General features: G+C 36.6%; 22 protein-coding genes. 3 read left to right on the top strand and 19 right to left on the bottom strand.

Annotated features, from left to right (window positions below; all coding sequences use genetic code 11):
- Window positions 1–3 precede the first annotated feature (3 nt).
- The 17 genes from hisC to lpxB form a co-directional block, all read right to left on the bottom strand.
- Window positions 4–1104: a histidinol-phosphate transaminase gene (gene hisC, locus CDOM16189_RS00630; protein WP_169973477.1), complete on the bottom strand. Its 1101-nt coding sequence runs from the start codon at window positions 1102–1104 to the stop codon at window positions 4–6.
- Window positions 1101–2180, bottom strand: coding sequence for a prephenate dehydratase (gene pheA, locus CDOM16189_RS00635; protein WP_169973479.1), 1080 nt, complete (start codon window positions 2178–2180; stop codon window positions 1101–1103). The genes hisC and pheA overlap by 4 nt, the downstream gene beginning before the upstream one ends.
- Entirely contained in the window at window positions 2164–2949 is a 786-nt protein-coding gene (locus tag CDOM16189_RS00640) for an HAD-IIA family hydrolase (protein ID WP_169973481.1), read from the bottom strand. The genes pheA and CDOM16189_RS00640 overlap by 17 nt, the downstream gene beginning before the upstream one ends.
- A complete protein-coding gene (lysA, locus tag CDOM16189_RS00645; RefSeq protein WP_169973483.1) occupies window positions 2946–4145 on the bottom strand; it encodes a diaminopimelate decarboxylase in 1200 nt (399 codons plus the stop codon). The genes CDOM16189_RS00640 and lysA overlap by 4 nt, the downstream gene beginning before the upstream one ends.
- A 56-nt stretch (window positions 4146–4201) precedes the next feature.
- Window positions 4202–5263 (bottom strand): LptF/LptG family permease, encoded by a 1062-nt coding sequence (locus CDOM16189_RS00650; RefSeq protein WP_169973485.1) that lies wholly within the window; start codon window positions 5261–5263, stop codon window positions 4202–4204.
- The gene (pth, locus tag CDOM16189_RS00655; protein WP_169973487.1) at window positions 5260–5814 is read right to left on the bottom strand and encodes an aminoacyl-tRNA hydrolase; all 555 of its coding nucleotides are present in this window, start codon (window positions 5812–5814) and stop codon (window positions 5260–5262) included. The genes CDOM16189_RS00650 and pth overlap by 4 nt, the downstream gene beginning before the upstream one ends.
- A 13-nt stretch (window positions 5815–5827) precedes the next feature.
- Entirely contained in the window at window positions 5828–6364 is a 537-nt protein-coding gene (locus tag CDOM16189_RS00660) for a 50S ribosomal protein L25/general stress protein Ctc (RefSeq protein WP_169973489.1), read from the bottom strand.
- A gap of 91 nt (window positions 6365–6455) precedes the next feature.
- A complete protein-coding gene (locus CDOM16189_RS00665; RefSeq protein ID WP_169973491.1) occupies window positions 6456–7649 on the bottom strand; it encodes a type IV pilus twitching motility protein PilT in 1194 nt (397 codons plus the stop codon).
- A gap of 15 nt (window positions 7650–7664) precedes the next feature.
- Window positions 7665–8669, bottom strand: coding sequence for a transaldolase (locus CDOM16189_RS00670; RefSeq protein WP_169973493.1), 1005 nt, complete (start codon window positions 8667–8669; stop codon window positions 7665–7667).
- Between the two features lie 9 nt (window positions 8670–8678).
- Window positions 8679–9302, bottom strand: a complete 624-nt coding sequence (gene serB, locus CDOM16189_RS00675) for a phosphoserine phosphatase SerB (RefSeq protein WP_169973495.1) — start codon at window positions 9300–9302, stop codon at window positions 8679–8681.
- An 11-nt stretch (window positions 9303–9313) separates the two neighbouring features.
- The gene (locus tag CDOM16189_RS00680) at window positions 9314–9811 is read right to left on the bottom strand and encodes a chemotaxis protein CheW (RefSeq protein WP_169973497.1); all 498 of its coding nucleotides are present in this window, start codon (window positions 9809–9811) and stop codon (window positions 9314–9316) included.
- 3 nt (window positions 9812–9814) lie between these two features.
- On the bottom strand, window positions 9815–12154 hold the full coding sequence (locus CDOM16189_RS00685; protein ID WP_169973499.1) for a hybrid sensor histidine kinase/response regulator: 2340 nt from the start codon (window positions 12152–12154) through the stop codon (window positions 9815–9817).
- A gap of 9 nt (window positions 12155–12163) precedes the next feature.
- Window positions 12164–13111, bottom strand: a complete 948-nt coding sequence (locus CDOM16189_RS00690; RefSeq protein WP_169973501.1) for a chemotaxis protein — start codon at window positions 13109–13111, stop codon at window positions 12164–12166.
- A complete protein-coding gene (locus CDOM16189_RS00695) occupies window positions 13104–13832 on the bottom strand; it encodes a UDP-2,3-diacylglucosamine diphosphatase (RefSeq protein ID WP_169973503.1) in 729 nt (242 codons plus the stop codon). Before CDOM16189_RS00695 ends, CDOM16189_RS00690 begins: the two co-directional genes overlap by 8 nt.
- 1 nt (window position 13833) lies before the next feature.
- Window positions 13834–14835 (bottom strand): N-acetyl-gamma-glutamyl-phosphate reductase, encoded by a 1002-nt coding sequence (argC, locus tag CDOM16189_RS00700; RefSeq protein ID WP_169973504.1) that lies wholly within the window; start codon window positions 14833–14835, stop codon window positions 13834–13836.
- Window positions 14836–14838: 3 nt separating this feature from the next.
- Complete coding sequence (gene greA / locus CDOM16189_RS00705; RefSeq protein WP_169973506.1) at window positions 14839–15327, bottom strand: transcription elongation factor GreA; 489 nt, start codon at window positions 15325–15327, stop codon at window positions 14839–14841.
- Between the two features lies 1 nt (window position 15328).
- Window positions 15329–16360: a lipid-A-disaccharide synthase gene (gene lpxB / locus CDOM16189_RS00710; protein WP_169973508.1), complete on the bottom strand. Its 1032-nt coding sequence runs from the start codon at window positions 16358–16360 to the stop codon at window positions 15329–15331.
- A gap of 131 nt (window positions 16361–16491) precedes the next feature.
- On the opposite strand from lpxB, the gene surE reads away from it, so the two are divergent.
- Both surE and CDOM16189_RS00720 read left to right on the top strand, forming a co-directional pair.
- Complete coding sequence (gene surE, locus CDOM16189_RS00715) at window positions 16492–17262, top strand: 5'/3'-nucleotidase SurE (RefSeq protein ID WP_169973510.1); 771 nt, start codon at window positions 16492–16494, stop codon at window positions 17260–17262.
- The gene (locus CDOM16189_RS00720) at window positions 17259–17909 is read left to right on the top strand and encodes a tRNA threonylcarbamoyladenosine dehydratase (protein WP_169973512.1); all 651 of its coding nucleotides are present in this window, start codon (window positions 17259–17261) and stop codon (window positions 17907–17909) included. The genes surE and CDOM16189_RS00720 overlap by 4 nt, the downstream gene beginning before the upstream one ends.
- Here the strand turns inward: CDOM16189_RS00720 and CDOM16189_RS00725 are convergent.
- Entirely contained in the window at window positions 17906–18343 is a 438-nt protein-coding gene (locus CDOM16189_RS00725; RefSeq protein ID WP_169973513.1) for an isoleucyl-tRNA synthetase, read from the bottom strand. The two genes, CDOM16189_RS00720 and CDOM16189_RS00725, sit on opposite strands and share 4 nt — an antisense overlap.
- Window positions 18344–18700: 357 nt before the next feature.
- Here CDOM16189_RS00725 and CDOM16189_RS00730 point away from each other — a divergent pair, with 357 nt between their 5' ends.
- Window positions 18701–21046: an autotransporter outer membrane beta-barrel domain-containing protein gene (locus tag CDOM16189_RS00730; protein WP_170000680.1), complete on the top strand. Its 2346-nt coding sequence runs from the start codon at window positions 18701–18703 to the stop codon at window positions 21044–21046.
- Window positions 21047–21094: 48 nt separating this feature from the next.
- Here CDOM16189_RS00730 and gdhA read toward each other — a convergent pair whose 3' ends face one another.
- On the bottom strand, window positions 21095–22453 hold the full coding sequence (gene gdhA / locus CDOM16189_RS00735) for an NADP-specific glutamate dehydrogenase (protein WP_169973516.1): 1359 nt from the start codon (window positions 22451–22453) through the stop codon (window positions 21095–21097).
- Window positions 22454–22618: the final 165 nt, after the last annotated feature.

Below are 22618 nucleotides of genomic sequence, written 5' to 3' on the forward strand. Positions count from 1 at the left end.
ATTTTATTTTATAGCTTTCCTTAATTCATCTAAAACTCTATCATTTTGCTCTGGCAAACCTATGGTAATTCTAATTGAATTCATACCGTAACTTTTCAAATCACGTAAAATTATACCTTTTTTTAGCAGATTTTTGGCAATCTCGCTTGCATTTTCACGCTCAAAGTTATAAGTTATAAAGTTAGTATAACTATCGATGAACTCTATATTATGCTCTTTTGCAAATTTTTCATATTTTTTCATCTCTTTAAAATTTGCTTCAACAGTCTTATCCACAAATTCCTGATCTTTTAGCGCTTCTATGGCTGCTTTTAGACTAAGAGTGGTGATATTAAAAGGCGCTCTTAGTTTGCCAAGTTCATTTATTATAGATTCATCAGCTATTCCGTATCCTACGCGCATTCCTCCAAGTCCGTAAGCTTTAGAAAAAGTACCAAGAAAAATAGTATTTTTAAATTTAGTTATCAAATCTTTAGGACAAATTTCTTTATTTTTGTCTTTAAATCTCGCAAATTCATTATAAGCGCCATCTATTACAATCATCACATCTTTATCAATCTGCTCTAAAAATTCATACACATCATCTCTATTTAGACACTCTCCTAAAGGATTATTTGGCAAGCATAAAAAGATCATAGAAATTTCATCTTTTTTATCATTATAAACTTTTAAAAAATCCTCCAGATTATGCCCTTTAGCCTGAGTTCTATAAATTTTTGCTCCGGTATGCTTGGCGTAAATTTCATACATAGCAAAGGTTACTCCTGCCATCAATACGGCATTTTTCGAATTTGCTTTGGCATGAACCGCAAATTCTATCACCTGATCGCTTCCGGAGCCTATTATTATATTTTTCGTATTCACGTTAAATTTAGCCGACAAGGCTTCTTTTAGCTCATAATAGCTATCATCAGGATAAAGATACATATTTTGCGCACAATTTTTTATCGCCTCAATAACTCTTGGACTTGTTCCGAAAGGATTTTCGTTACTCGCTAGCTTAATTACATCCTTTGGCGCTATACCAAATTCACGCACCACAAGCTCTATTGGCTTGCCAGCCTCATAATTTATTAAATTTGCCAACTTATCGTTAAATTTCATCTTTGATCTCCTGGTATGTAGCTTCCTAGCCAAACTATCTCGTCTCCGAAACTGGTGGCTTTATCTATGGCTCTTTGGACATTTTCATCATCTATATGTCCTTCAAAATCGATATAAAATACTGTCTTAAACTCACGCTCCTTTATAGGACGGCTCTCAAGTCTAGTTAAATTTATACCCTCGTCTCTAAAAGCAGTAAGCAGATCCGCAAGCCCTCCTGGCCTGTGGTCAGTCTTTGCCAAAATAGAGGTTTTGTTCTTTGTCGAACGCTCGTTTTTAAAATCGCTTAGTATAAAAAATCTCGTTCGATTTGCCATATTATCCTCAATAGTCTCAAACAAGATAGGCACATTATAAAGCTTGGCGGCTATCTTAGAACAAATTGCCGCAGAGTTTGGATCCTCGCTTGCAAATTTAGCCGCCTCTGCAGTGGATTTCGTAGGTATAAATTCAGCACTTAAAAGCAGGTGATCGTCTAAAAATTTACGGCACTGATTGTATCCTTGAGGATGCGAATATATCTTTTTTATGTCTTTTAAATTCTCACAAACACTTGCAAAAGAGTGATGAATATCCATATAAAGCTCAGCTACAACCTTTATATTTTCAAATCTTCCAAGACAATCTAGCGTCGCTCCTACCGCACCTTCGGTATTGTTTTCTATAGGCACTACTCCGTATTTAGCCTCTTTGTGTTTTAGCTTCGTAAAAACAGCCTCAATGCTGGCAAGCGGTAAATACGCACTCATCGCACCAAATCTACTCTCGGCAGCTTGATGAGTATATGTGCCCTCAGGCCCTAGATAAGCGACTTTTTCTGGCATTTCAAGATTTCTACTTACGGCAAAAATTTCAAGATAAATAGCTTCGATTGCAGATTTATTTAAAATATTTGAGCTTAAGCTCTCAAGACGGTTTAATATCGCTCTCTCACGCTCTGGACGATATATCGAAGTACCGCTAGTTTGCTTTAACTCGCCTATTTTTTTGACAAAGCTCATTCTCTCATTTAGTTTTTTTAAGATATCGTCGTCTATCTTGTCGATTTCTTCTCGCAAATCATTTATATTCTGCATCTAGTTCCTTTAAAAATAGGCTTACATCTTTGTAAATTTTATCTACAAATTTTGGCTCCACTCCAGCCTTTAAGGCACTATCAACCTTACCGCTTAAAACTAGAGCAGTCCTCATTCCAAGCTCTTTAGCACCTACTAAATCACCCTTTGCATCATCACTTATTATCAAAACATCTTTAAAATTTGCATTAAAGCCTTGCGAATTTAATAACCTTAAAGCAACCCTATAAAACTCCTCGCTTGGCTTACCTACCACTTGATATTCTCGTCCTGTGGCGTAGTTTAGCATCTTGGCTATGGCTCCCACACCAGGGTAACTTTTAGCATTTTTTTTATATATGCTGGTCTCACTCATAGCAATTAGTTTTGCATCGCTTTGTAAAATCTCTATCATATTGCTAAATTCATCAAATTTAAAATCATCTCCGCTTGCTATCAAAACAGCTTTGGCTAAATTTGAAAACTCTAGCTCATATCCTAAATTTTGCAATACCTTTTTAAATTTATCAGAGCCAAAGGCGGCTACTTGACAAATGGGCAAAATATCTTTTAAAACGCAAAAAGGATCTATATACGCCTTATCTTTGATATCAAGTCCTTTGTCTCGCAACTCTTTTAAAAAATCCAAACTACTAAATTTTGTATTATTTGTAATCACTACGTATGGAATTTTTTTAAAATTTAAAAAATCTATAAGCTCTTTTGCTCCATTTATAAGGCTTTTATCGCTATCGCTTATCAAGGTTCCTTGAACATCGATAAAGATCAAATCAGATCCTTCTCAAGTGCTATCAGATCTTCAAAACTCTCACGCTTTCTAATTAAAAAATCTTTTCCATCTTTTATACCGATTTCAGCGGCTCTTGGACGAGAGTTATAATTGCTACTCATCGTAAAACCGTATGCACCGGCAGATCTTATAACAATCAAATCATCACTATCGCAAGGTGGTAAATTTATATTCTTAGCCAAAAAATCTCCACTCTCGCATATTGGCCCGACCACGTCACACTCGCTCTTGTTACCTTCTTTGCCAACGATTGAAATTTTATGATACGCCCCGTAAAGGCTTGGGCGAATTAGATCATTCATAGCTCCATCAACCACTACAAAACGCTTTTGTTTATTAAATTTCTCATATAAAACTCTAGTTAAAAAATATCCGCAATTACCCACTATAAATCGTCCTGGCTCGCAGACTATAGTGACATCAAGTCCGCTAAGAGTGCTTAAAATCCCTTGAGCGTAACCATATAAATTTGGCTCTTCCTCGCCATCATATACTATGCCAACTCCGCCTCCGACATCAAAAAATTTAATATCTATCTCTATAGCCTTTAGCTCTCTAAGCAGGTTTGACACCACTCTTGAGGCTTCTATTATCGGGGTTATATCAGTAAGCTGAGAGCCTATATGAAAGTGTATGCCAACAGGATCGAGAAAAGGCGAATTTTTAGCATGCAGATACATTTTTTTTGCAGTTGTTATATCTACGCCGAATTTATTCTCATTTAGTCCGGTCGATATATAAGGATGGGTTTTGGCGTCTATATCAGGATTTACTCTAATGCTTATACGAGCTATTTTGCCAAGATCTTGAGCAATTTTTTCCAGCCGATACATCTCGGCCTCACTCTCTAAATTTATCATCAAAATTTCATTCTCGAGTGCAAATTTTAGCTCGTCATCTCTTTTGCCAACTCCGCTTAAGATAATTTGATATCTTTTTGCTCCGGCAGTTAGGGCACGTCTTACTTCTCCTATGCTTACACAGTCAAACCCCGCTCCAAGTGAGGCTAAAAATTTCAAAATGCTTAAATTTGAATTTGCTTTTACAGCATAACAAACCAAAGATTTTCTTGCATGAAATGCTTTTTTTAGAGTTTCATAGCGTGAAGCTATATGACTGAAGTCATATATATAAAGAGGAGTCCCATAAACTTGAGCCAAATTTTCAAAATTCATCGATCTAACCTTAATAAAAATAGATAGATTTTACTGGAATTTTGCCTAAAACTCTCTTAACGGTTACGAAAATAAAGATATAGGGCAAAGCCTGATAGACAAAATAGCGGCAAGATAACTCCAATTTCTGGCAAAACTACAGAGTTATGGGCAAATTTCATCAGCACAAAAAGAGTTCCCCAGCTACAAAGCGTAATTATAATAAATATAAAACTTGTAAGTGCTAAATTAAAAAAACGTCCTGTAACGGGCAAAAAATAATATATAATAAGCACCATAACGGGAGCAAAAAACGGCGAAAATAAGAGGCTATAAAGGGTTGTTTTAGCAGAATTTAGCCCAACCCCCTCTTTCTCAAAAGCAGTAATAAAATCAAATGCGTCCGGAATCGATAGCGATGAATTTGATTGATATGCGCTCTCTATCGTCTTTGGCTTAAAACCCTCAAGCGCGATAAGATTTTCATAGTGTTTGATATCAAGGCCGTCTTTACCAAGTTCTATAACCTTAGGCATGGTTGTGACATTCGCATCTTTTAAAGTCCATTTATTCTCATCAAATTTCGCTTCGCTACCAAAAGTAGCGCTTAATAACTTACCGTCCGCTATATCAAAAATTCTTACGTCGCGCATGTTTGCACTCACAGGATTTAGTTCGTCTATATATACAAATTTGCCTCCGAATTTTAAAAAAATATCAGAGCTAATGCCTGAAATTTGTGCTGTTTTAATCAAATTTCTTTGAAATTCATAAGAGTATGCAAACGGAGTAAAATTAAGCCCTATATAGACCAAAGTTATAAAAATAGAGATAAAAAAAGGCGGTTTAATAAGAGCGTTTTTACTTACTCCAAGAGCGTAAAAACTAACAAGCTCATTACTTCTAATCATGTTAAATTTGGTAACAATCAAGGCAAAAATTAAAGAAAGTGGCAATACATAACCAATCGCGGTAAGCGAAGTAAGCGTAAAATATAGCAACTTTAGGTTTGCGCTTGAGGGCATATCTTTTAAATTTGTCAAAATATCAATGCCGGTATAAAACAAAACTAATGAAAAAAATATAATCAAAAATGATTTAAAATAGCTCCAGCCGATATATTTTGCATACAAATTCACGTGCATATACCTTTTTTGCTAGAATATTTTTGCGAAATAGTATTAATATCGCTTTTAATAAGCTCTACTACAGCCTCTTTTGTATAATTTAGAACTTTATTAAGACACTCACTCTCATCTTGGCTAAAATTACCCAAAACATGCCCGGTCACACTTGAATTTTGAGCTCTTCCTATACCCACTCTAACTCGTTCATAATCGCTTCCTATTAAGGAATCGATGGATTTTATACCGTTATGGCCGCCACTGCTGCCACCTATCTTAAACTTAACGACTCCAAGTTTTAGATCTAAATCATCATGAATTACAATTATGCGTTCAGGCTTGTAAAAGTCATTTACCGCTTTTACGCTATTTCCGGATAAGTTCATAAAAGTTTGAGGTTTTAAGAGAAGCAAATTTGAAAATTTAAAAAGCTCGCCTTGAAATTTTGAAGAGGTTACATCTGTAAATTTTTCATTTTTAAGTAGGTCTATAAGCATAAACCCGATATTGTGTCTTGTTTTTTCATATTGTGAGCCGGGATTTCCCAGCCCAACTATAAGGATCAAAGCCTTGCCTTAATTATTTGGCTTTGACAACTCCAACTACGGCAACATGGCCTGCATCAACCATTGTAACACCTGCTGGAACTGAAATATCTCTTACCAAGATAGTATCTTCGACATCAAGTTTGCTTACGTCAATATTAAATGCGTTTGGTAAATTCTCAGCTGTGCATTTTACTGCAAGTCTCTTTTTAGATTGAACCAAAACACCTTTATTTTTAAGACCGATTGGAGTTCCAAAAGGCTTAACGGGGATCATATATCTTGAGATAACTCCAGGAAGAGCCACTTTTAGATCAACATGCTTAAGCGCATTTGTGATAGGATCTTTTTGATACTCAACTATAACGACTTTTAAGGTCTTGTCGCCAACTTTTACATCAAACGCAAGGTTCTCTTTTTTGCGAGCCTCTTTGATAAATTCATTTACCTTAAATGCCGCTTCGATATTCTCTAATCCCTTACCGTAAATGTTCGCGATTAGATAACCATCTCTTCTCAAAGCTTTAGCAGCTTTTTTACCGATACTCTCTCTAACGATACCTTCTAACATCGTATTCCTTTCATGAAAAATAAGTGCTGATAATACCAAAATATTTATAAATTTATACTTTAAATAGTTGCTAATAGTAAAAGTATATAGTTTATATCTCTTTAAGAGCTATTATGCCCTCTTCTTTGCTATCATTATCTCTATTTTCCGCCAATCTCGCCTTCTCTTTAGCAAGATCTGCGTTTTTAATTCTTAGCTCAAGATCATTTCTTCTACTTGATTTCTCTAAAGCCTCCTGCTTATCTATTATGCCTTCTTTATAAAGCTCAAGAAGATGCTGCTCGAAAGTTTGCATACCATAAGTATTCTTACTCTGCTCTATGGCATCGTAAATTTCATCCTCTCTGCTATCTAGTATCATATCTTTAATTCTAGTATTTTTTACAAGCACTTCAACAGCTACGCGCCTTTTGTCATCTACTGTCTTAACAAATCTTTGACATATAATGGCCTCTACAACTGAAGAAAACGTCATCTTAATACGATTTTGTTCCTCTTTTGGAAACATATTTATAACACGGCCAACAGTCTCTTTTGCATCAAGAGTATGCAAGGTAGCTAAAACCAAGTGTCCTGTTTCAGCAGCAGCCATAGCTGTTCTAATAGTCTCTAAATCCCTCATCTCTCCAACAAGTATTACATCAGGGTCTTCACGAAGAGCTGCACGCAAGGCATCCGAAAAGTTATGCACATCTTGACCTATACCCCTTTGATTTATAATACTCTTTTCTTCCGAAAAGATAAATTCGATAGGATCTTCAATGGTAACAATATGTCTATTTTTATTTTTATTAATATAGTTAATCATACTAGCTAGAGTGGTTGTCTTGCCGCTTCCCGTAGGGCCTGTCACAAGTATAAATCCGCGGTTTACAGTATTACAAAGCTTTTCAAGAACAGGTGGCAAAAATAGATCTTGCATATTTGGGATTTTGGTTGGTATTGTTCTAAACACCATAGAAACACCATCTATTTGAAAAAAGGCATTAGCACGAAAACGATAATCTTCATTTAATTTATACGTAAAATCTACACTTTTTTTAGCAACTAGATTATCAAAATTTGTTCTTAGAATCTCTTTAGTAAGAGCTAGCGTGTCATCATAGCTCAACACTTCATCGCTCATCTTGTAAATTTCACCGTTATATCTAGCTCTCACGGCTCCATTTGCTTTAATATGTAGGTCGCTTCCACCTTTTGAAACAAGCTCTATAAGATAGGCATCAAGCTTATCTCTTTGCAAGCGCCCAGGATCTAAAATTTCTTCATTTTGTAAACTTTCCATATTAAGTTCCAAATTTTATTCTTGCTTTAACGCCTTCATTATATCGTCATAAGCCTGCAAAAACTGTTTAAGACCATCGCTTAAAAGCTCTTTATATACCCTATTCATATCTATGCCGGCTCTAGAGACAACCTCAAAAAACCTCTCTATACTATCCTCGCTAACCGCCTCTTTAGGCTCGCTCTTTTGCTTTATAAAAGCCTTAATGGTATCAAGCGGAGCTGTATTTATAGAGTTTTCATACATCAGCTCTCTTATATAATAATCTTTTCTTAAATCATCTCCTTTTACGCCAGTACTTGCAAAAAGTGCTCTAACATTTTCTAAATTTCTATTTTGTATGATTGTGTAAATTTTAGTAGCATTCATTATACCTATTTGTCCGGCAGGAAGAGATTTTTCTCGCATCACTTCATCAAGAAGCCTATCAAATCTGCTTACAAATATACTTATTACACCCTTTGGATTTTTTGTATTTGGGAATTTTTTTTGATACTCTTTGGTGCCTATTTCAAAAGCATCAAGGCACTTAATAGCCTGATCTGGAGAAAATATAAGAGTGGCATTTACAGGAATTCCTCTAGCCATCAAAGCGCTCATAGCATCAAACCCTGCATTGGTAGCAGGAATTTTAATCATAACATTTGGCATCATAACCGTATTAAACAGCTTAACTCCTTCTTCGATAGTGCCTTGCGTATCGTTGCATAAGTTTGGATCTACTTCGATACTAACGAATCCATCATCGTCATTGGCATAGTTTTGAATAAGCCTATCTGCAGCGATTTTAATATCCTGCACGGCTAAAATTTCATAAATTTGCTTCTCATGTCTTCTTTCATTCTCTTTAATTGTGCTCTTATAAGCAGGAGAGGTCAAAAAGGCTGATTTAAATATAGCGGGATTTGAAGTTGCTCCATTTATAGTATTGGAATTTATAAGTTTTACAAATTCATTATCTAAAAAATCTCGCTCTATAAAATCACACCAAAGTGAAAATTTAACATCATTATTAAACATATTCTCTCCCTATACTAGTTTTATAATCTCTCTTAGATCTTTTGTATCCACGCAATGAGTGGCTTTGGCTCTTAAAATCTCTTTTGCGCAAAAGGCTATTTTTATATTCGAGTGCTCAAACATCGATAGATCGTTAGCTCCATCTCCCACGCTCATAGTTTCTTCCTTGCTAATACCAAGCAGGCTTTGCAGGCTTTGCATCATAATTCCTTTGGAAAAGCCAAACATCATCTCGCCACCAACAAGCCCAGTAAGTCTACCGTCTTTATGGTGTAAAATATTGGCAAAAGATGCGTCAAATTTAAGCTTCTTTTGCGCCCTATCCGTGCCGGAATGAAATCCGCCACTAAAGACTACAACTTTTATGCCTTTACTTTTTAAATGATCTATAAGATCAAAAGCACCGTTCATAAGCGGTAAATTTTCACAAATTTCATCAACAATAGAAAGCTCAAGACCCTTTAAATAAGCAACTCTTTTAGTAAGACTCTCGAAAAAATCAAGCTCTCCAGCCATAGCCATCTTGGTTATCTTACTTACCTCATCGCCTACCTTGCAAGCCTCCGCCAAAAAATCTATAGTCTCTCCATCCATAAGCGTGGAGTCAAAATCAAATACACAAAGCTTTATCAATTTATAACCTTTTAAAAATCACGCTTTAAAAGAGCTTCGACTTTTAAAATCGTAAGTATATTTTGATCTCTTTTGCCTATGCCGTATATCATACCCTTGTCTTTAATCAAAGTCTCAGGCGGCGGATCTATCCTATTTCTTTTTATCCTAATGGCTTCCGTTAGCCTGTCTATGACAAAGCCTGCCACATTTTCCTCATCTTTCATTACTATGTACCTAGTGCTTGGGCCAGGCTTAACCGAGCCAAGAGCGAATTTCTTTCTTAAATCTATAAGAGGGATAACGCTTCCTCTTAGATTAAATACGCCTAGGACATAATCTGGAACGCTTGGCACGCGAGTATACTCAATAGGCTTAATAATCTCTTTTATATTTAAAATAGGTATAGCATACTCCTCTTCGCCTACGATAAACCCGACAAGCTGGATTACTTCGTCTCTATCCTTCTCGCTTGGATCAGCCATCTGTTTTTTTTGTCTTTTTAGAACCTGATTTAATTTGTCATTCATGTTCTATCCTATCAATTTAATATTTTTTCTAACTACGTTTTCAAGGTATTCTGACGAATACGGCTTGGTTATGTATTCAGTCATTCCCACCTCAACACCTCTTAGTCTATCAGTCTTTGAAGTCCTGGAAGTAACAGCAATTAGAGGTAAATTTCTATATTTTGAATACTTACGAATTTCTGCTGCCAATGTATATCCATCCATTCTAGGCATCTCAATATCTATTAAAATTGCATCAAGTGCATGCTCGCCTGATTTCACGATAGTAAGAGCCTCTACTCCATTAGTAGCTTCCAGAACAGTTACTCCAAGCGGTTCAAGGGATTTTTGCATGATAGTTCTATCCATTTTAGAGTCATCTACAATCAAGACCTTATAATCGCTCGGCTTTTCTTTAACCGCCTTTGATGATTCCATACTGGCTTTTATATCCACTTTGATATCTTTTGCCATCTCCATCATAGTTCCCACATCTACTATTAGAGTTACTCTTCCGTCGCCTCTTATCGTGGCACCTGCTATTCCAGGGATATTTTGTAAATATTCTCCCATGGATTTTATAACAACCTCTTCTTGTCCTACAAGACTATCTACTATAATTCCAAGTTTTGTTTCGGCTACGCCTATTATGACAACATAAGTCTGATCTCCGTTGTCAAATACCTGCTTGACACCGAAAATATCTGAAAGTTTAACAAGAGAAAGCACTTCATCTCTAAGTCTAAGCACATTTTTTCCATCTATTGTATATATATCATCTACAGGCACTCGCACAGTCTCAAGAACGCTTGCAAGCGGAATAGCATAAAATTCCTCCTGAACACCTACTAGTAAAGATTGCATAATAGCTAGAGTAAGAGGTATTTTAAGCTTCATTACAGTGCCTTTTCCAAGCTCACTCTCTATATCTATAATTCCGTTTAATTTTTCTATATTTGTCTTAACGACATCCATTCCCACGCCACGTCCGCTTACGTTAGTGACCTTGGCTGCAGTTGAAAATCCAGGCTTAAATATAAGTCCAAACGCCTCTTTATTACTCATTGCATCAGCTTCACGCTCGGTGATGATTCCTTTTTCTATAGAGCGAGCTTTTAGCATATCGGCATCAAGACCCTTTCCGTCATCTGCTATCTCTATTACGATATGATTTCCTTCGTTGTACGCCTTTAGCTCAATGGTTCCTTTTTCGCTCTTACCAGCAGCGACTCTAATAGCTGCACTCTCTATGCCGTGATCACAAGAATTTCTAATCATATGCACAAGAGGATCGCCGATCTGTTCTACTATAGATTTATCAAGCTCTGTTTCTTCTCCTGTTATTTCAAGATCTATCTGCTTATTAAGCTCTCTACTTAAATCTCTAATCATTCTAGGAAATTTATTAAATACCTTAGCTACTGGAAGCATTCTGGTTTTCATAACTGCAAGCTGGATATCAGTGGTAACCAAGCTTAAACCGGATACTACTTGATTTAGCTCTTCAAGGAATTTTTCACCCTCGTATCTCTCTTCGACATCGTCATAAATTTTTATAAGCCTATTCTTACCAAGGACTAGCTCGCCTATAAGATTCATAAGATGATCAAGTCTTTTTACCTCTACGCGGATTGTCTGCTCGGCATCAGATCCGCTAGATGCTGCCGGAACCTTCTTATCCTTGTCGGCTTCATTTGCCTTAGGGGCGGGTGCTGGTTTAGGCGCTGCTGCCTCAGGAGCTGGCTTATTGGCAGGAGCAGATGCTGCTGATGCTGCCTTTTGACTACGTCTAGCCTGATCCTCAGCCTTTCTTACCTTTAACAATCTCTCTATTTCGGCCTCAACCTCATCATCTGTTAAATTTGATAAATTTTCATCGCTTATTTCAGGTTCAGGTTCAACCTCTGGCTCTGGTTCCGGCTTTATCTCAGGAACCTTTTGTGCAGGCTTTTGTTCAGCCGCAGGAGCCGCTTCTCCTTCTGAAATAGCTGTAAGTCTTGCACAAATATCAGAAATTTCTATACCCACATCAGTATCGTTACCATTGTCCCTTATGCCGTGCAAAAGCCCCTTCATCATATCTATAGACTCTAAAACTACGTCCATGATATCTGGAGTTATTTTTAACTCATCTTTTCTAGCTTTATTTAAAACGTCTTCCATATGATGAGTAAGTTTAGTCAAGATATCAAAATTCAGAAACGATGATGAGCCCTTAACAGTATGTGCTACACGGAAAATTCTATTTAAAAGCTCTAAATCCTCAGGGTTTGACTCAAGCTCAATAAGGTCATGGTCAATCTGCTCAACAAGCTCGAAGGCCTCTACTAAAAAGTCTTCAAGTATCTCTTTCATATCATCCATTTTATACCCCTATTTTGCAGATTTATGCACTTCGACCACTCGAAGCACCTCATTATAAAGCAAGGTAGCATCAAATTTTGTTAGGTATGCCGCACCGCCGGCCTCTTTACTTTGAGCCTCACTATACATATTATTTAATGAAGAGTTGAATATTATCGGAATACTAGAGTATCTACTATCATCTTTTAAAGTAGCTGCAAAGCGGTATCCGTCCATCTGAGGCATCTCAATATCGCTTAAAATTACTCTTAAATAATCATGCAACTTATCCCCATACATATCGTATAGATCTTGCATCTTAGCAAGTCCTTCCACTCCGTCTTTTGCCTCAACCACTTTTAAACCCATCTTTTCAAGAGTATCTTTTACAAGTTTTCTTGCGGTAGAGCTATCGTCAAGCACTAAAGCCAGTCCGGTTAAAGCTTTGGTCTTATCTATCTCAACCTCTATCTTAGGGCTATAAATTCCAAGCTCTTCAACTATGCTTTCAAGATCAAGTATCAGTAATACTTCATCGTTTTCTATACGAGTAACGCCTGTGATTTTACCTTTATCCAGAGCGCCTGAATTTGCGGAAAAACTCGTAGCCTCTATATCAGACCAGCTTATACGTCTGATTCTTTTAGCCTCATGAACTATAAAACCTATTAAAATTTCACTAAATTCTGATATTATCACTCGAGGCTTTATAGCTACTCCCGTAGGCTCTTTTATCTGCATCCATTTGGCTAAATTTATAACAGGTATAACAACTCCGCGCAGATCAAAAATTCCCTCTATATATTCAGGAACACCGGGTAATTCGGTCAAATTAGGCATCTTAATGATTTCACGCACTTTAGCGACATTTACTCCGTATATGCCCTCATATACTTTGTCTCCCGTCTGCTTAAAGATACGAAAATCAACAAGTTCCATTTCGTTTGAACCGGTTTTTAAAACTTTATCATCAAACATTTTGGCCCCTTGTATTGGCAAACTTAATATTTTTGTCATATTCTACTATAAAATAACTTTGATCGTATGCAAAACAAGGAATATTTATGTATTCATAATTTTCAAATTTTATAATCTCTCCTTGATGAAAGTGTCCTTCAATGACGAATTTGGCGTCAAAATTTACTAAGTGTCTAGCTATAATCTCTCTAAAATTTAAAATTTTATAACTTAAATTTTTATCTCTAAGTTTTGCAAAAATCGCCTTTGAAATTCTAAAATTTAAAATTTTATCAATGAAGTTAATAGATTTTAAAAAAAGCTTTAATCTTAAAAACCTTAAAGCGTATTTGTCAATAAATGGCAAAAATATATCTCCGTGCGCTATCTGAACGCTCTCTTGATTTTGAGTTAAGAAATTTGCAGGCTGATTTTCAATAGGATAGACCTTGATATTTTTTAAAATTTTACCAAGATTAAAGTCGTGATTTCCTTCAAAATAATGAATCTCTATCTCCTCTCCAAGCTCATTAAGAAGCCTTATATATTCACTTGCAAATTCAAGCGAATAGTCACAAAAATTGGATAAAAAATCAAACATATCGCCCATTATAAAAAGTTGCGAGGTCTTTATCTCGCCCTCTTTTAGTGATTTTAAAAATTTTAAAAAATGGCGGCGATTTTCATTTTCGTGAGCATCGGCAATAAAAATCGCTCCGTTTTTTATGATAGTTTGACTCATTTTAAGGCATTACGGTTAAAGTTGGTAAAGCCAAGCTCTCTTCAAATCCACTCATCAAATTCGCATTAGCCAAGGCTTGTGAGCTAGCCCCTCTTAAAAGATTATCGATGGCTGAATTTATAAAAATTTTATCTTCGCTTACATAGGCTGTGATATCGCAAAAGTGCGTTCCTGCAACGTCTTTGATATTAGCAGGCTTATTAATGATACGAATAAATTTCTCATTTTTATAAAATTTACGCAAAATTTCCAAAGGCTCTATCTGACTATTTAGCTTAGCATAGACGCTTACTAGCATTCCACGGGTTATAGGAAGCAAATGAGGTACAAATAGAGTTGGGATTTGAGTGCTAGCAAGAAGCGAAATTTGCTCTTTTATCTCATCGCTATGGCGGTGTTTTATAGGATTATATGCGTTTGCGTTTTCGTTCACGCTTACAAAATGAGTTGTTGTGCTTGCTTTTTTGCCAGCACCGCTGACACCGCTTTTTGCATCGATTATAACGCCAAAATTTCTATCGATATGTGGCAAAAACGCAGCTATAGCTAAAATAGAAGCCGTAGGATAGCAACCCGGATTTGCTATTAAATTTGCAGATCTTATCTTGTCCCTATTTAGCTCTACCAGTCCATAAACGGCATTTTCTAAATTTTTTGGATCCAGATGCTCGCAGTAATTTTTCTCATAAAGGGCTTGGCTTAGCCTATAGTCAGCAGAAAAATCCACAACTTTTACACCTAAGCTTAAAAGCTCTTTGGCATACTTCATCGCCTCTTGATGAGGAAGGGCCAAAAATACAAGTTCACACTTTTTAGCAGCTTCTTTAGCGTCCGCTACTTTTACGTCAAACTCGAAAATACTATTTAAAGACGGAAAAATCTCTTCTACTCTACTCTCGGCACTTGCAGCTAGGTAGTTAATCTTAAATTTAGGATGATTTAAAAGTAGTTTTATTAGCTCAAATCCGGTATATCCGCTAACCCCTATTATTCCTACGTTCATTGTCTAGTCTCCAAATTTAATAGGCCTATAATCTACCGAAACTATTTCCACGTCGCTTCTACCGTTTGGTAAATTTAAAGTCACTTCATCGCCCTCAAATTTTCCTATCAATTGCTTGGCAAGAGGCGAATTTATCGATATTAGACCGCGTTCTAAATTACTTTCAGGAGTGCCGACTAGGGTATATGTTCTTTCCATCTCGGTTTCAACGTCCATAATTACAACTGTAGAGCCAAATTTAACCTTTTCATGCTCATATTCGGTCGGATCAATAACTTTTGCACGGCTTACTATATCGCTAAGCTCGGCTATTCTACTCTCGATAAAGGCCTGCTTCTCACGTGCCGCATGATACTCGGCATTTTCCTTAAGATCGCCGTGACTCCTTGCTATATCGATCTCCTCGACTATCTTAGGACGCTCTACGCTCTTTAAATTTTTAAGTTCATTAGTTATCTTTTCATACCCAAAAACCGTCATCAATTCAGTCATTTTAATCCTTTTTTATTATATTAGCTACATTTTCGGCAGAGCCGTGATTCAAATAGTTGCGTAGCTTTACACAACCTTCTATAAATTTATTTTTATCACAACTTTCATATGCTTTTAGTAAATTTTCAGCCGTCACCTCATCTTGCAAGAGTTCAATATGAAGCTTGCTCTCTCCCATAAAATCAAGCATTATATTAGCAAGACCTATAAATTTTAGCTTAACAAAAATCCTGGCTATAAATATATCAATGGACTTGGCTTTGTAAGCTAAAACAAATGGAGTCGCAATCAGTGCCGCCTGAAGAGTGGCAGTTCCCGAGCAGATAAACGCAAATTCACTTTGCAAAAGAGCTCTTGGAGCGTTATTTACAACCTCAAATTCACCTATATCTCCGTAAATTTCCAGCTCATTCATCAAATGAGGAGGAACTACTAGCTGCTTTACTCCATCTATCTTTTTTGCAACTTCTCTAAAAATAGGCATCAGACGAGCTATCTCGGCCTTTCTAGAGCCCGGCATAAAGGCAAATTTATTACTATCTATAAGAGTATTTTTACGCACTCTAAGCTCATCAAGCAATGGGTGTCCGACATAAATGCAGCGATTATAAAATTTTGCATCAAATGGTAAAATCGAAGCCAAGTTATCGCAATACTTTTCTACCTTTGCTACTCTTTTTGGCTTCCAAGCCCAAACCTGCGGCAATATATAATAAGTAATAGGAGCCTTAACGCCTGCCTCTTTTATCGCTTTTGCAAGAGGAAGATTAAATGCAGGAGAATCTATTAGCAAGATATGATCAGACTCTTTTGCTAGCTTTACCATCTCTTTTATAGCGCGCTTAGCTTTAAAATAAAGCGGCAATACTTCTACAAATCCCATTGCCGAAAATTCAGAACTCCTCATATAAGGCTTACCGAATTTCTCGTCAAAAATCCCTAAAATTTCATATTTAGGCAAAAATTCTAAAACCTCGGCCAAATGCAAATTTGCAGAAGGCTCAAGGCATGAAACTAATAGTTTTTTACTCATTTTTATCCAAATTTTTTAGCTTCATTATAGCCGATTTAGACTGAAAGTTAGGATTATTAAAAGATACAAGCCTTAAAACCAAATTTGTAAAAAAGGATATAATTAGCTCAATAAAATTTCAAAGGAAAATTTTGAGAGAGATTCTTATCACAAATGACGACGGATTTGAGGCAAAAGGGCTTCATGAATTAGCTAGAGCCTTAAGAGAGATACCAAACACAAATGTAACTATAGTGGCTCCAAGCTCTGAAAAATCAGCTTGCGCACACTCTTTGACACTTACAAAACCGCTTAGATTTATAAAAATAGATGATAATTTTTTCAAGCTTGACGACGCTACTCCAAGCGATTGCGTATACTTAGCGCTTCATGCCTTATATCATAAAAAGCCCGATTTAGTAATATCTGGCATAAATCACGGTGCAAATTTGGGCGAGGATATAACCTATTCCGGAACATGCGGAGCGGCGATGGAAGGAGTATTGCAAGGAATTAAATCAATCGCTTTTTCGCAATTTTATAAAAATGACAGCATAGAGATGCTTGGCTTTTCTCTAGCAAGAGAGATAGTAAAATTTATAGTGCCAAAAGTACTTGACAATCAGATAAATTTGCCTGATAGACAATTTTTAAACGTAAACATCCCAGCGGTTACTCCAAAAGAGTTTAAAGGTTATCAAGTTGTGCCGGTAGGCAGGCGAAGCTATGCTACTCACGCTACGCTTAACCGTAATCCAAGAGGGATAGAGTATTATTGGCTAGGAGTCGCTGCGCTTGATTATGAACAAGGCGAACCAAGCGATATAAGCGTTGTAAACGAAGGCTACGCGAGCCTAACACCTATAATGCTTGATATGACGGCTCACTCAAGCCTAGAAATTTTAAAAAAGAGCATAAAATGAGCGAGATAATAGATAGATTTACTCGCATAAGATGGCTTTTGGGCGATGAAAAATTCGCAAAACTTCAAAAGGCTAAAATTTTAGTTTGCGGAGTGGGCGGAGTGGGCGGTATCTGTGTAGATGCGCTCGCTCGCTCAGGTGCCCGGCACATCACCATCATAGACAAAGACACATTTGACATCACAAACCAAAATCGCCAAATTTACAGCGAAGCGACAGGAGTGGTGAAAGTAGATGAATTTGCTAAAATTTATCCTAATATCACGCCTATTTGCGAGCTTATAACGCCTAAATTTATAGAAAATTTTGACTTTAGCGAATTTGATGTCGTAGTAGATGCCATAGACGATATGGCGGCAAAAATCTCTCTTGCTAATGCTGCGTCCAAAAAAATAATAGCCTCTATGGGCGGAGCAAAACGCATAGACGCCTCACAAGTAAAAGTAGCCTCTGTATGGCAAACCTACAATGACCCTCTTGCTAGAAAATATAGAAGCGAGCTTAAAAGATCAGGATTTCAAGGCGACTTTGAAGTGGTATTTTCTACGGAATTACCTCAGTGTAAAGAGCTTGGAAGCTTTATGGGGGTGACGGCTGTCTTTGGACTAAATTTAGCAAGTCTTACAGTAAAGAAAATTTTAGCCTAAAATCTTTTGATCTCTACAACCTTGCCGGTATCACTTCTAAGAAAGTAAATTTGTTTGCGCCCGGTGTATATAACATTTCCTTTGATTGTTATATTTGAATCGGGCGAAGGCTTAATGGTGGTTAATTCACCTTTAAAAATAAATTCACCGATCTTTCTGCCTAACTCATCTTGCCACGATAGAGCACAAACCAACAAAATAATGGCGTAAAAAATTCGTATAAATTGTCTAAAAGGTGTATAGAAAATAAGATATCCGAATACAAAAGAGATCGGTAAAATCCAAAGCCAAGGCACACTATCTACAAAAATTATATTAAAATATTCAGATACTTTATAATAGTCAAAATAGCTTGTTTTAAGCCCGACAAAAAGAGTAAAAATAACTGCTAAAACGAATAAAATTCCTATAAAAAAAGCGTTTATAAACTTCATATCGGCTCCTTTATTGATAATTATATTAAATCTAGGCTTTGAATACAAAATTTTAAATATGTAACAAAAAGAAACTCAATTTAATCAAAAACTTAAGCTTAAATCTATTTAATTTTTAAAAAATTAATTTTAAACTATAATAGACCGCAAATAAATTTTTAAAATTTATAATTTACCACTAAGGAGTATATATGAAAGATTGCATTCAAGCAAATTCTTTTAGGCAGACAAGTAAAAGATATATATATATATATATCAGCGGCAGTAGCCTTATGGCTTCCGACAACGACAATAGCTAGTGACCTCACTCCCCCTAGCCTTAAAGGCAACAAAATCGCAGACTATTTCAATGAAGATATGGGAACGTCCTATCCATATAGAATAGGAACAAAAAATCCTCTAGTTATCAATGACAAAACAGACGCCAAAATAGACGGCTTTATATTTGGTGCATATAAAGAAAGCGAAGATGTAGGCGGTGTAAAAATAGACGTGGACGGCTATAACAACACAAACCCTATAAACATCATAGGCTCCGGATCCAATAGCGGTTTGGCAAGCAATAATACAATAAACATCAAAAACAAAACTAATATTTCTAAAGGATACGTTGTAGGCGGAGTATCATACGACAAAGACTCTACTAAAAATACGGTTACGGTAGAAAACTCGGTAATAGATAGCGCAGAAGGCGGAGCTAGTATCAAAGGAAAATCGGAATACAATAAACTAACCATCAAAAATTCTACGGTAGGAAGAGAGTCTGCAGGTAAAGACGAAGATACTGGATACACATCAGGGGGTTCTTCTGAAGCTTCTTCTGCTCACAATACTTTGATAGTAGAGAACTCAAATATGTACGGCGAAGTAAATGGCGGAGATGGGGATGAAAGAGCAAATTTCAACACTGTAATCGTTAGAAAGTCAAAAGTTTATAACAAAAGTATTGAAGGCGGGGATTCGTGGAAAGGTAAAGAGGCTAGAGGAAACAAAGCGGAGGTATTTGACTCTATCGTAAAAAGCATATATGGAGGAAAGTCTGACAACGGTTTGGTAGAGGAAAATACCGTAAATGTAGTAAATTCTAAAGGAAACGATATATTTGGCGGCTACTCCGATAAAAATTCGGCTAGTAAAAACGTAGTAAGCGTAAAAGACTCAAAATTTAATTCCATATACGGAGGCGCAAGCGGAAGTGGCAAAAATATAAACAACATAGTAAATTTATATGGGGATATAGAGGTTGCTAACTCTATACAGGGCGGACTTACGCATATAGACCAACACAACAAGATTAAAGCCGAATATACGACACTTGGCAATACTTTAAATATCCACTCTAAAAACGTAAAAACAGGATCTTTAAGCAACTTTGAAAAATATAATTTCTACCTTCCAAGTGATACGAAAAACGGCGATACGATAGTAACCATAACGGGAAAATACGATACTAATCTTATAGATACAAAAATAGGAGTAACTATAGAAGGCGACTCTCCTATGCTAAAGGCTAACGATAAAGTAAATCTGATAAAAAGTGAAGGTGAAGGCAAAATAATCACCGATGAAAAGATAAAAGTAGAGGCTATTAAGGGTGTAACTACAGTATATGACTTTAGCGTTAAAAAAGAGGGAGATAAAACTTTAGTAGCTACTTTAAATTCACTTCCTGAGCCTAAACCTCAACCACAACCAAAGCCTGAACAGCCTAAACCTGAGCCTAAACCAGAACCAAAGCCTGAGGGTAAGATCAACCAACAAGCCTACTCCTTACTAAGCGGTTCAGTAGCGTCTATGACTCTAAACAATAGACTAAATGACGGTATAAACGGAGCTATGATAGATATAAAACGAAGATTAGATAGCAAGCTGGTAGCGCATGCTGCAAATATACAAACCGACGCTATAAAGCCTACATATTACGATGCGGATCTTGGCGTAATTAGCTTTGCTAATATAAGCGGCTTTAGTTCAAACTACGACAATGGAAATGTGGATGCCGATGGGTTTAACGCTATTGCCGGGTTTGCTAAGAGTTATGACAGCTCTCTTTTAGGAGCGTTCTTAGAATACGGATATGCTAAATTTGACGGCGACATCAACGCAGCCAAATCAGACGGTAAGACAAAGGCTATAGGTGTCGGAGCGCTAGCAAAATATAACTTAGATAACAATATATACATAGACGGGCATCTAAGAGTAGGTAAAAATAAAACCGATTACAACTCTATGTTTAAAACATTAGGTGAAGTTAGCTATAAAACAAGCGCAATGTATTATGGCGTTGGAGTGGGTATAGGATACCTTGCAAATATAGGAGCTGTAGGTCTTGACTCTAAGCTAGGATATAGTTTCACACATGTAAAAGACGATGATGTAGAGATAAACAAAGAAAAAATTAAATTTAATAGCATAAATTCAAATAGAGTAAAATTTGATACTATTATATCATATAACGAATTTGAAAAATTTGCTCCTTACATAAATGCTAAACTTGAGTATGAATTTGACGGAGATTCAAAACTACAAACCATCCAGCAACCAAACGGCATTAATCTTAACCAAAAAGGATTTAGCGGCGGTGCCGGTTTGGGCGTTAAATTTACTCCTAGCAAAGCAAGCGTAATCAATATAGAGGCAAATCAAATCGTAGGCAAGCGCGATGAAACAAGTGCGAAACTAGGATTTGCGCTTAGATTTTAGGTGATAAATTTCAAGGGAATTTATTTCCCTTGAAATTTTATTTATATATCACACATAGCCCTGATCTATCATCGCGTCAGCCACTTTTCTAAAGCCCGCGATATTTGAGCCAAGCACAAGATTGCCCTCATCGCCAAATTCCTTGCTCGTCTCGTAAGAGAGTTCAAAAATATGATTCATGATACCGTGAAGCATTCTATCTACTTTTTCAAAACTCCAAGATGTCATACCGGCATTTTGCATCATCTCTATTCCGCTAGTGCCGACTCCTCCCGCATTTGCAGCTTTTGCAGGAGCGAAATAAAAATCTTTTTGAGCTAGCATAAAATTTATCGCATCTAATGTGCTTGGCATGTTTGCACCCTCTGCGACAAAGCGACAACCGTTTGCGTAAAGCACTTTTATATCTGCTAAATGGATCTCGTTTTGAGTAGCACAAGGAAAAGCTCCGTCACAAGGCACATCCCAGACTCCATTTCTGCCCTCTTTATATTCGCTCACGCTTACATATTTTGCATTTGGTCTAAATTTCACATATTCGCTAAGTCTTTCACGCCTAACCTCTTTTATCTCCTTTAGTAAAGATACATCTATACCTTCGCTATCATATACGTAACCACTTGAATCAGAAGCCGTAATAGGCAAGGCACCTACCTGATATAGCTTTTCTATCGTATATATGGCGACATTTCCGCTTCCGCTTACGGAGCATCTTTTGCCCTCAAGATCAAGCCCGGCTTTTTGCAGCATGTTTTGAGTGAAATACACTACCCCATATCCCGTAGCTTCCGTTCTAGCAAGGCTTCCGCCCCAATTTAAGCCCTTGCCGGTTAAAATCCCATCAAATCTACCAGTTAGTTTTTTATACTGTCCAAACATATATCCGATCTCTCTAGCGCCTACACCTATATCGCCCGCAGGCACATCTACGGTGTTACCTATATGGCGATAGAGTTCGTTTATAAAGGCTTGACAAAAACGCATTATCTCATTATCGCTTTTACCCTTTGGATCAAAACTGCTTCCGCCCTTTGCGCCACCCATTCTAACGCCTGTAAGAGAGTTTTTAAAAATTTGCTCAAATCCTAAAAATTTCAACACGCCAAGATCAACACTAGGATGAAATCTAAGCCCGCCCTTATATGGACCAACAGCTGAGTTAAACTGGATACGATAACCGTTATGGACCTGAGGTCTTCCGTTGTCATCGGTATATGTTACCCTAAAAATAACCGTTCTTTCAGGGATTACTATGCGCTCTAATATGGCATGTTTTTGGTACTTGCTCTCTTTTTTTATCAAAGGCTCTAGGCTATAAAGCACCTCTGTAGCGGCTTGGACGAATACTGCCTGACCCGGGCTTGTCCTCTTTATCCACTCCAAAGTCTGGTTGATATACTCACTCATTTTGGATCCTTTTTGGTAGATTTTTATGGTGAAATATTAACACTCTAGTAAAAAATTTTTGTTTAAAGTTATTTTTATATTTTTATTTTAGGCATTTGATGTTACATATTGAAACTAAATTTATTCTGGTTTAATATTAATGTATATTCTATAAATGTTTTAAAT

It is taken from the genome of Campylobacter sp. RM16189, assembly GCF_012978815.1.
Taxonomy (GTDB): Bacteria; Campylobacterota; Campylobacteria; order Campylobacterales; family Campylobacteraceae; genus Campylobacter_A.

Coding starts and splice junctions, on each gene's coding strand:
- hisC (WP_169973477.1), bottom strand. CDS start 1,104: ATGAAATTTAACGATAAGTTGGCAAATTTAATAAATTATGAGGCTGGC.
- pheA (WP_169973479.1), bottom strand. CDS start 2,180: ATGCAGAATATAAATGATTTGCGAGAAGAAATCGACAAGATAGACGAC.
- lysA (WP_169973483.1), bottom strand. CDS start 4,145: ATGAATTTTGAAAATTTGGCTCAAGTTTATGGGACTCCTCTTTATATA.
- CDOM16189_RS00660 (WP_169973489.1), bottom strand. CDS start 6,364: ATGTTAGAAGGTATCGTTAGAGAGAGTATCGGTAAAAAAGCTGCTAAA.
- CDOM16189_RS00665 (WP_169973491.1), bottom strand. CDS start 7,649: ATGGAAAGTTTACAAAATGAAGAAATTTTAGATCCTGGGCGCTTGCAA.
- CDOM16189_RS00670 (WP_169973493.1), bottom strand. CDS start 8,669: ATGTTTAATAATGATGTTAAATTTTCACTTTGGTGTGATTTTATAGAG.
- CDOM16189_RS00680 (WP_169973497.1), bottom strand. CDS start 9,811: ATGAATGACAAATTAAATCAGGTTCTAAAAAGACAAAAAAAACAGATG.
- CDOM16189_RS00685 (WP_169973499.1), bottom strand. CDS start 12,154: ATGGATGATATGAAAGAGATACTTGAAGACTTTTTAGTAGAGGCCTTC.
- CDOM16189_RS00690 (WP_169973501.1), bottom strand. CDS start 13,111: ATGTTTGATGATAAAGTTTTAAAAACCGGTTCAAACGAAATGGAACTT.
- CDOM16189_RS00695 (WP_169973503.1), bottom strand. CDS start 13,832: ATGAGTCAAACTATCATAAAAAACGGAGCGATTTTTATTGCCGATGCT.
- argC (WP_169973504.1), bottom strand. CDS start 14,835: ATGAACGTAGGAATAATAGGGGTTAGCGGATATACCGGATTTGAGCTA.
- greA (WP_169973506.1), bottom strand. CDS start 15,327: ATGACTGAATTGATGACGGTTTTTGGGTATGAAAAGATAACTAATGAA.
- lpxB (WP_169973508.1), bottom strand. CDS start 16,360: ATGAGTAAAAAACTATTAGTTTCATGCCTTGAGCCTTCTGCAAATTTG.
- CDOM16189_RS00720 (WP_169973512.1), top strand. CDS start 17,259: ATGAGCGAGATAATAGATAGATTTACTCGCATAAGATGGCTTTTGGGC.
- CDOM16189_RS00725 (WP_169973513.1), bottom strand. CDS start 18,343: ATGAAGTTTATAAACGCTTTTTTTATAGGAATTTTATTCGTTTTAGCA.
- CDOM16189_RS00730 (WP_170000680.1), top strand. CDS start 18,701: ATGGGAACGTCCTATCCATATAGAATAGGAACAAAAAATCCTCTAGTT.
- gdhA (WP_169973516.1), bottom strand. CDS start 22,453: ATGAGTGAGTATATCAACCAGACTTTGGAGTGGATAAAGAGGACAAGC.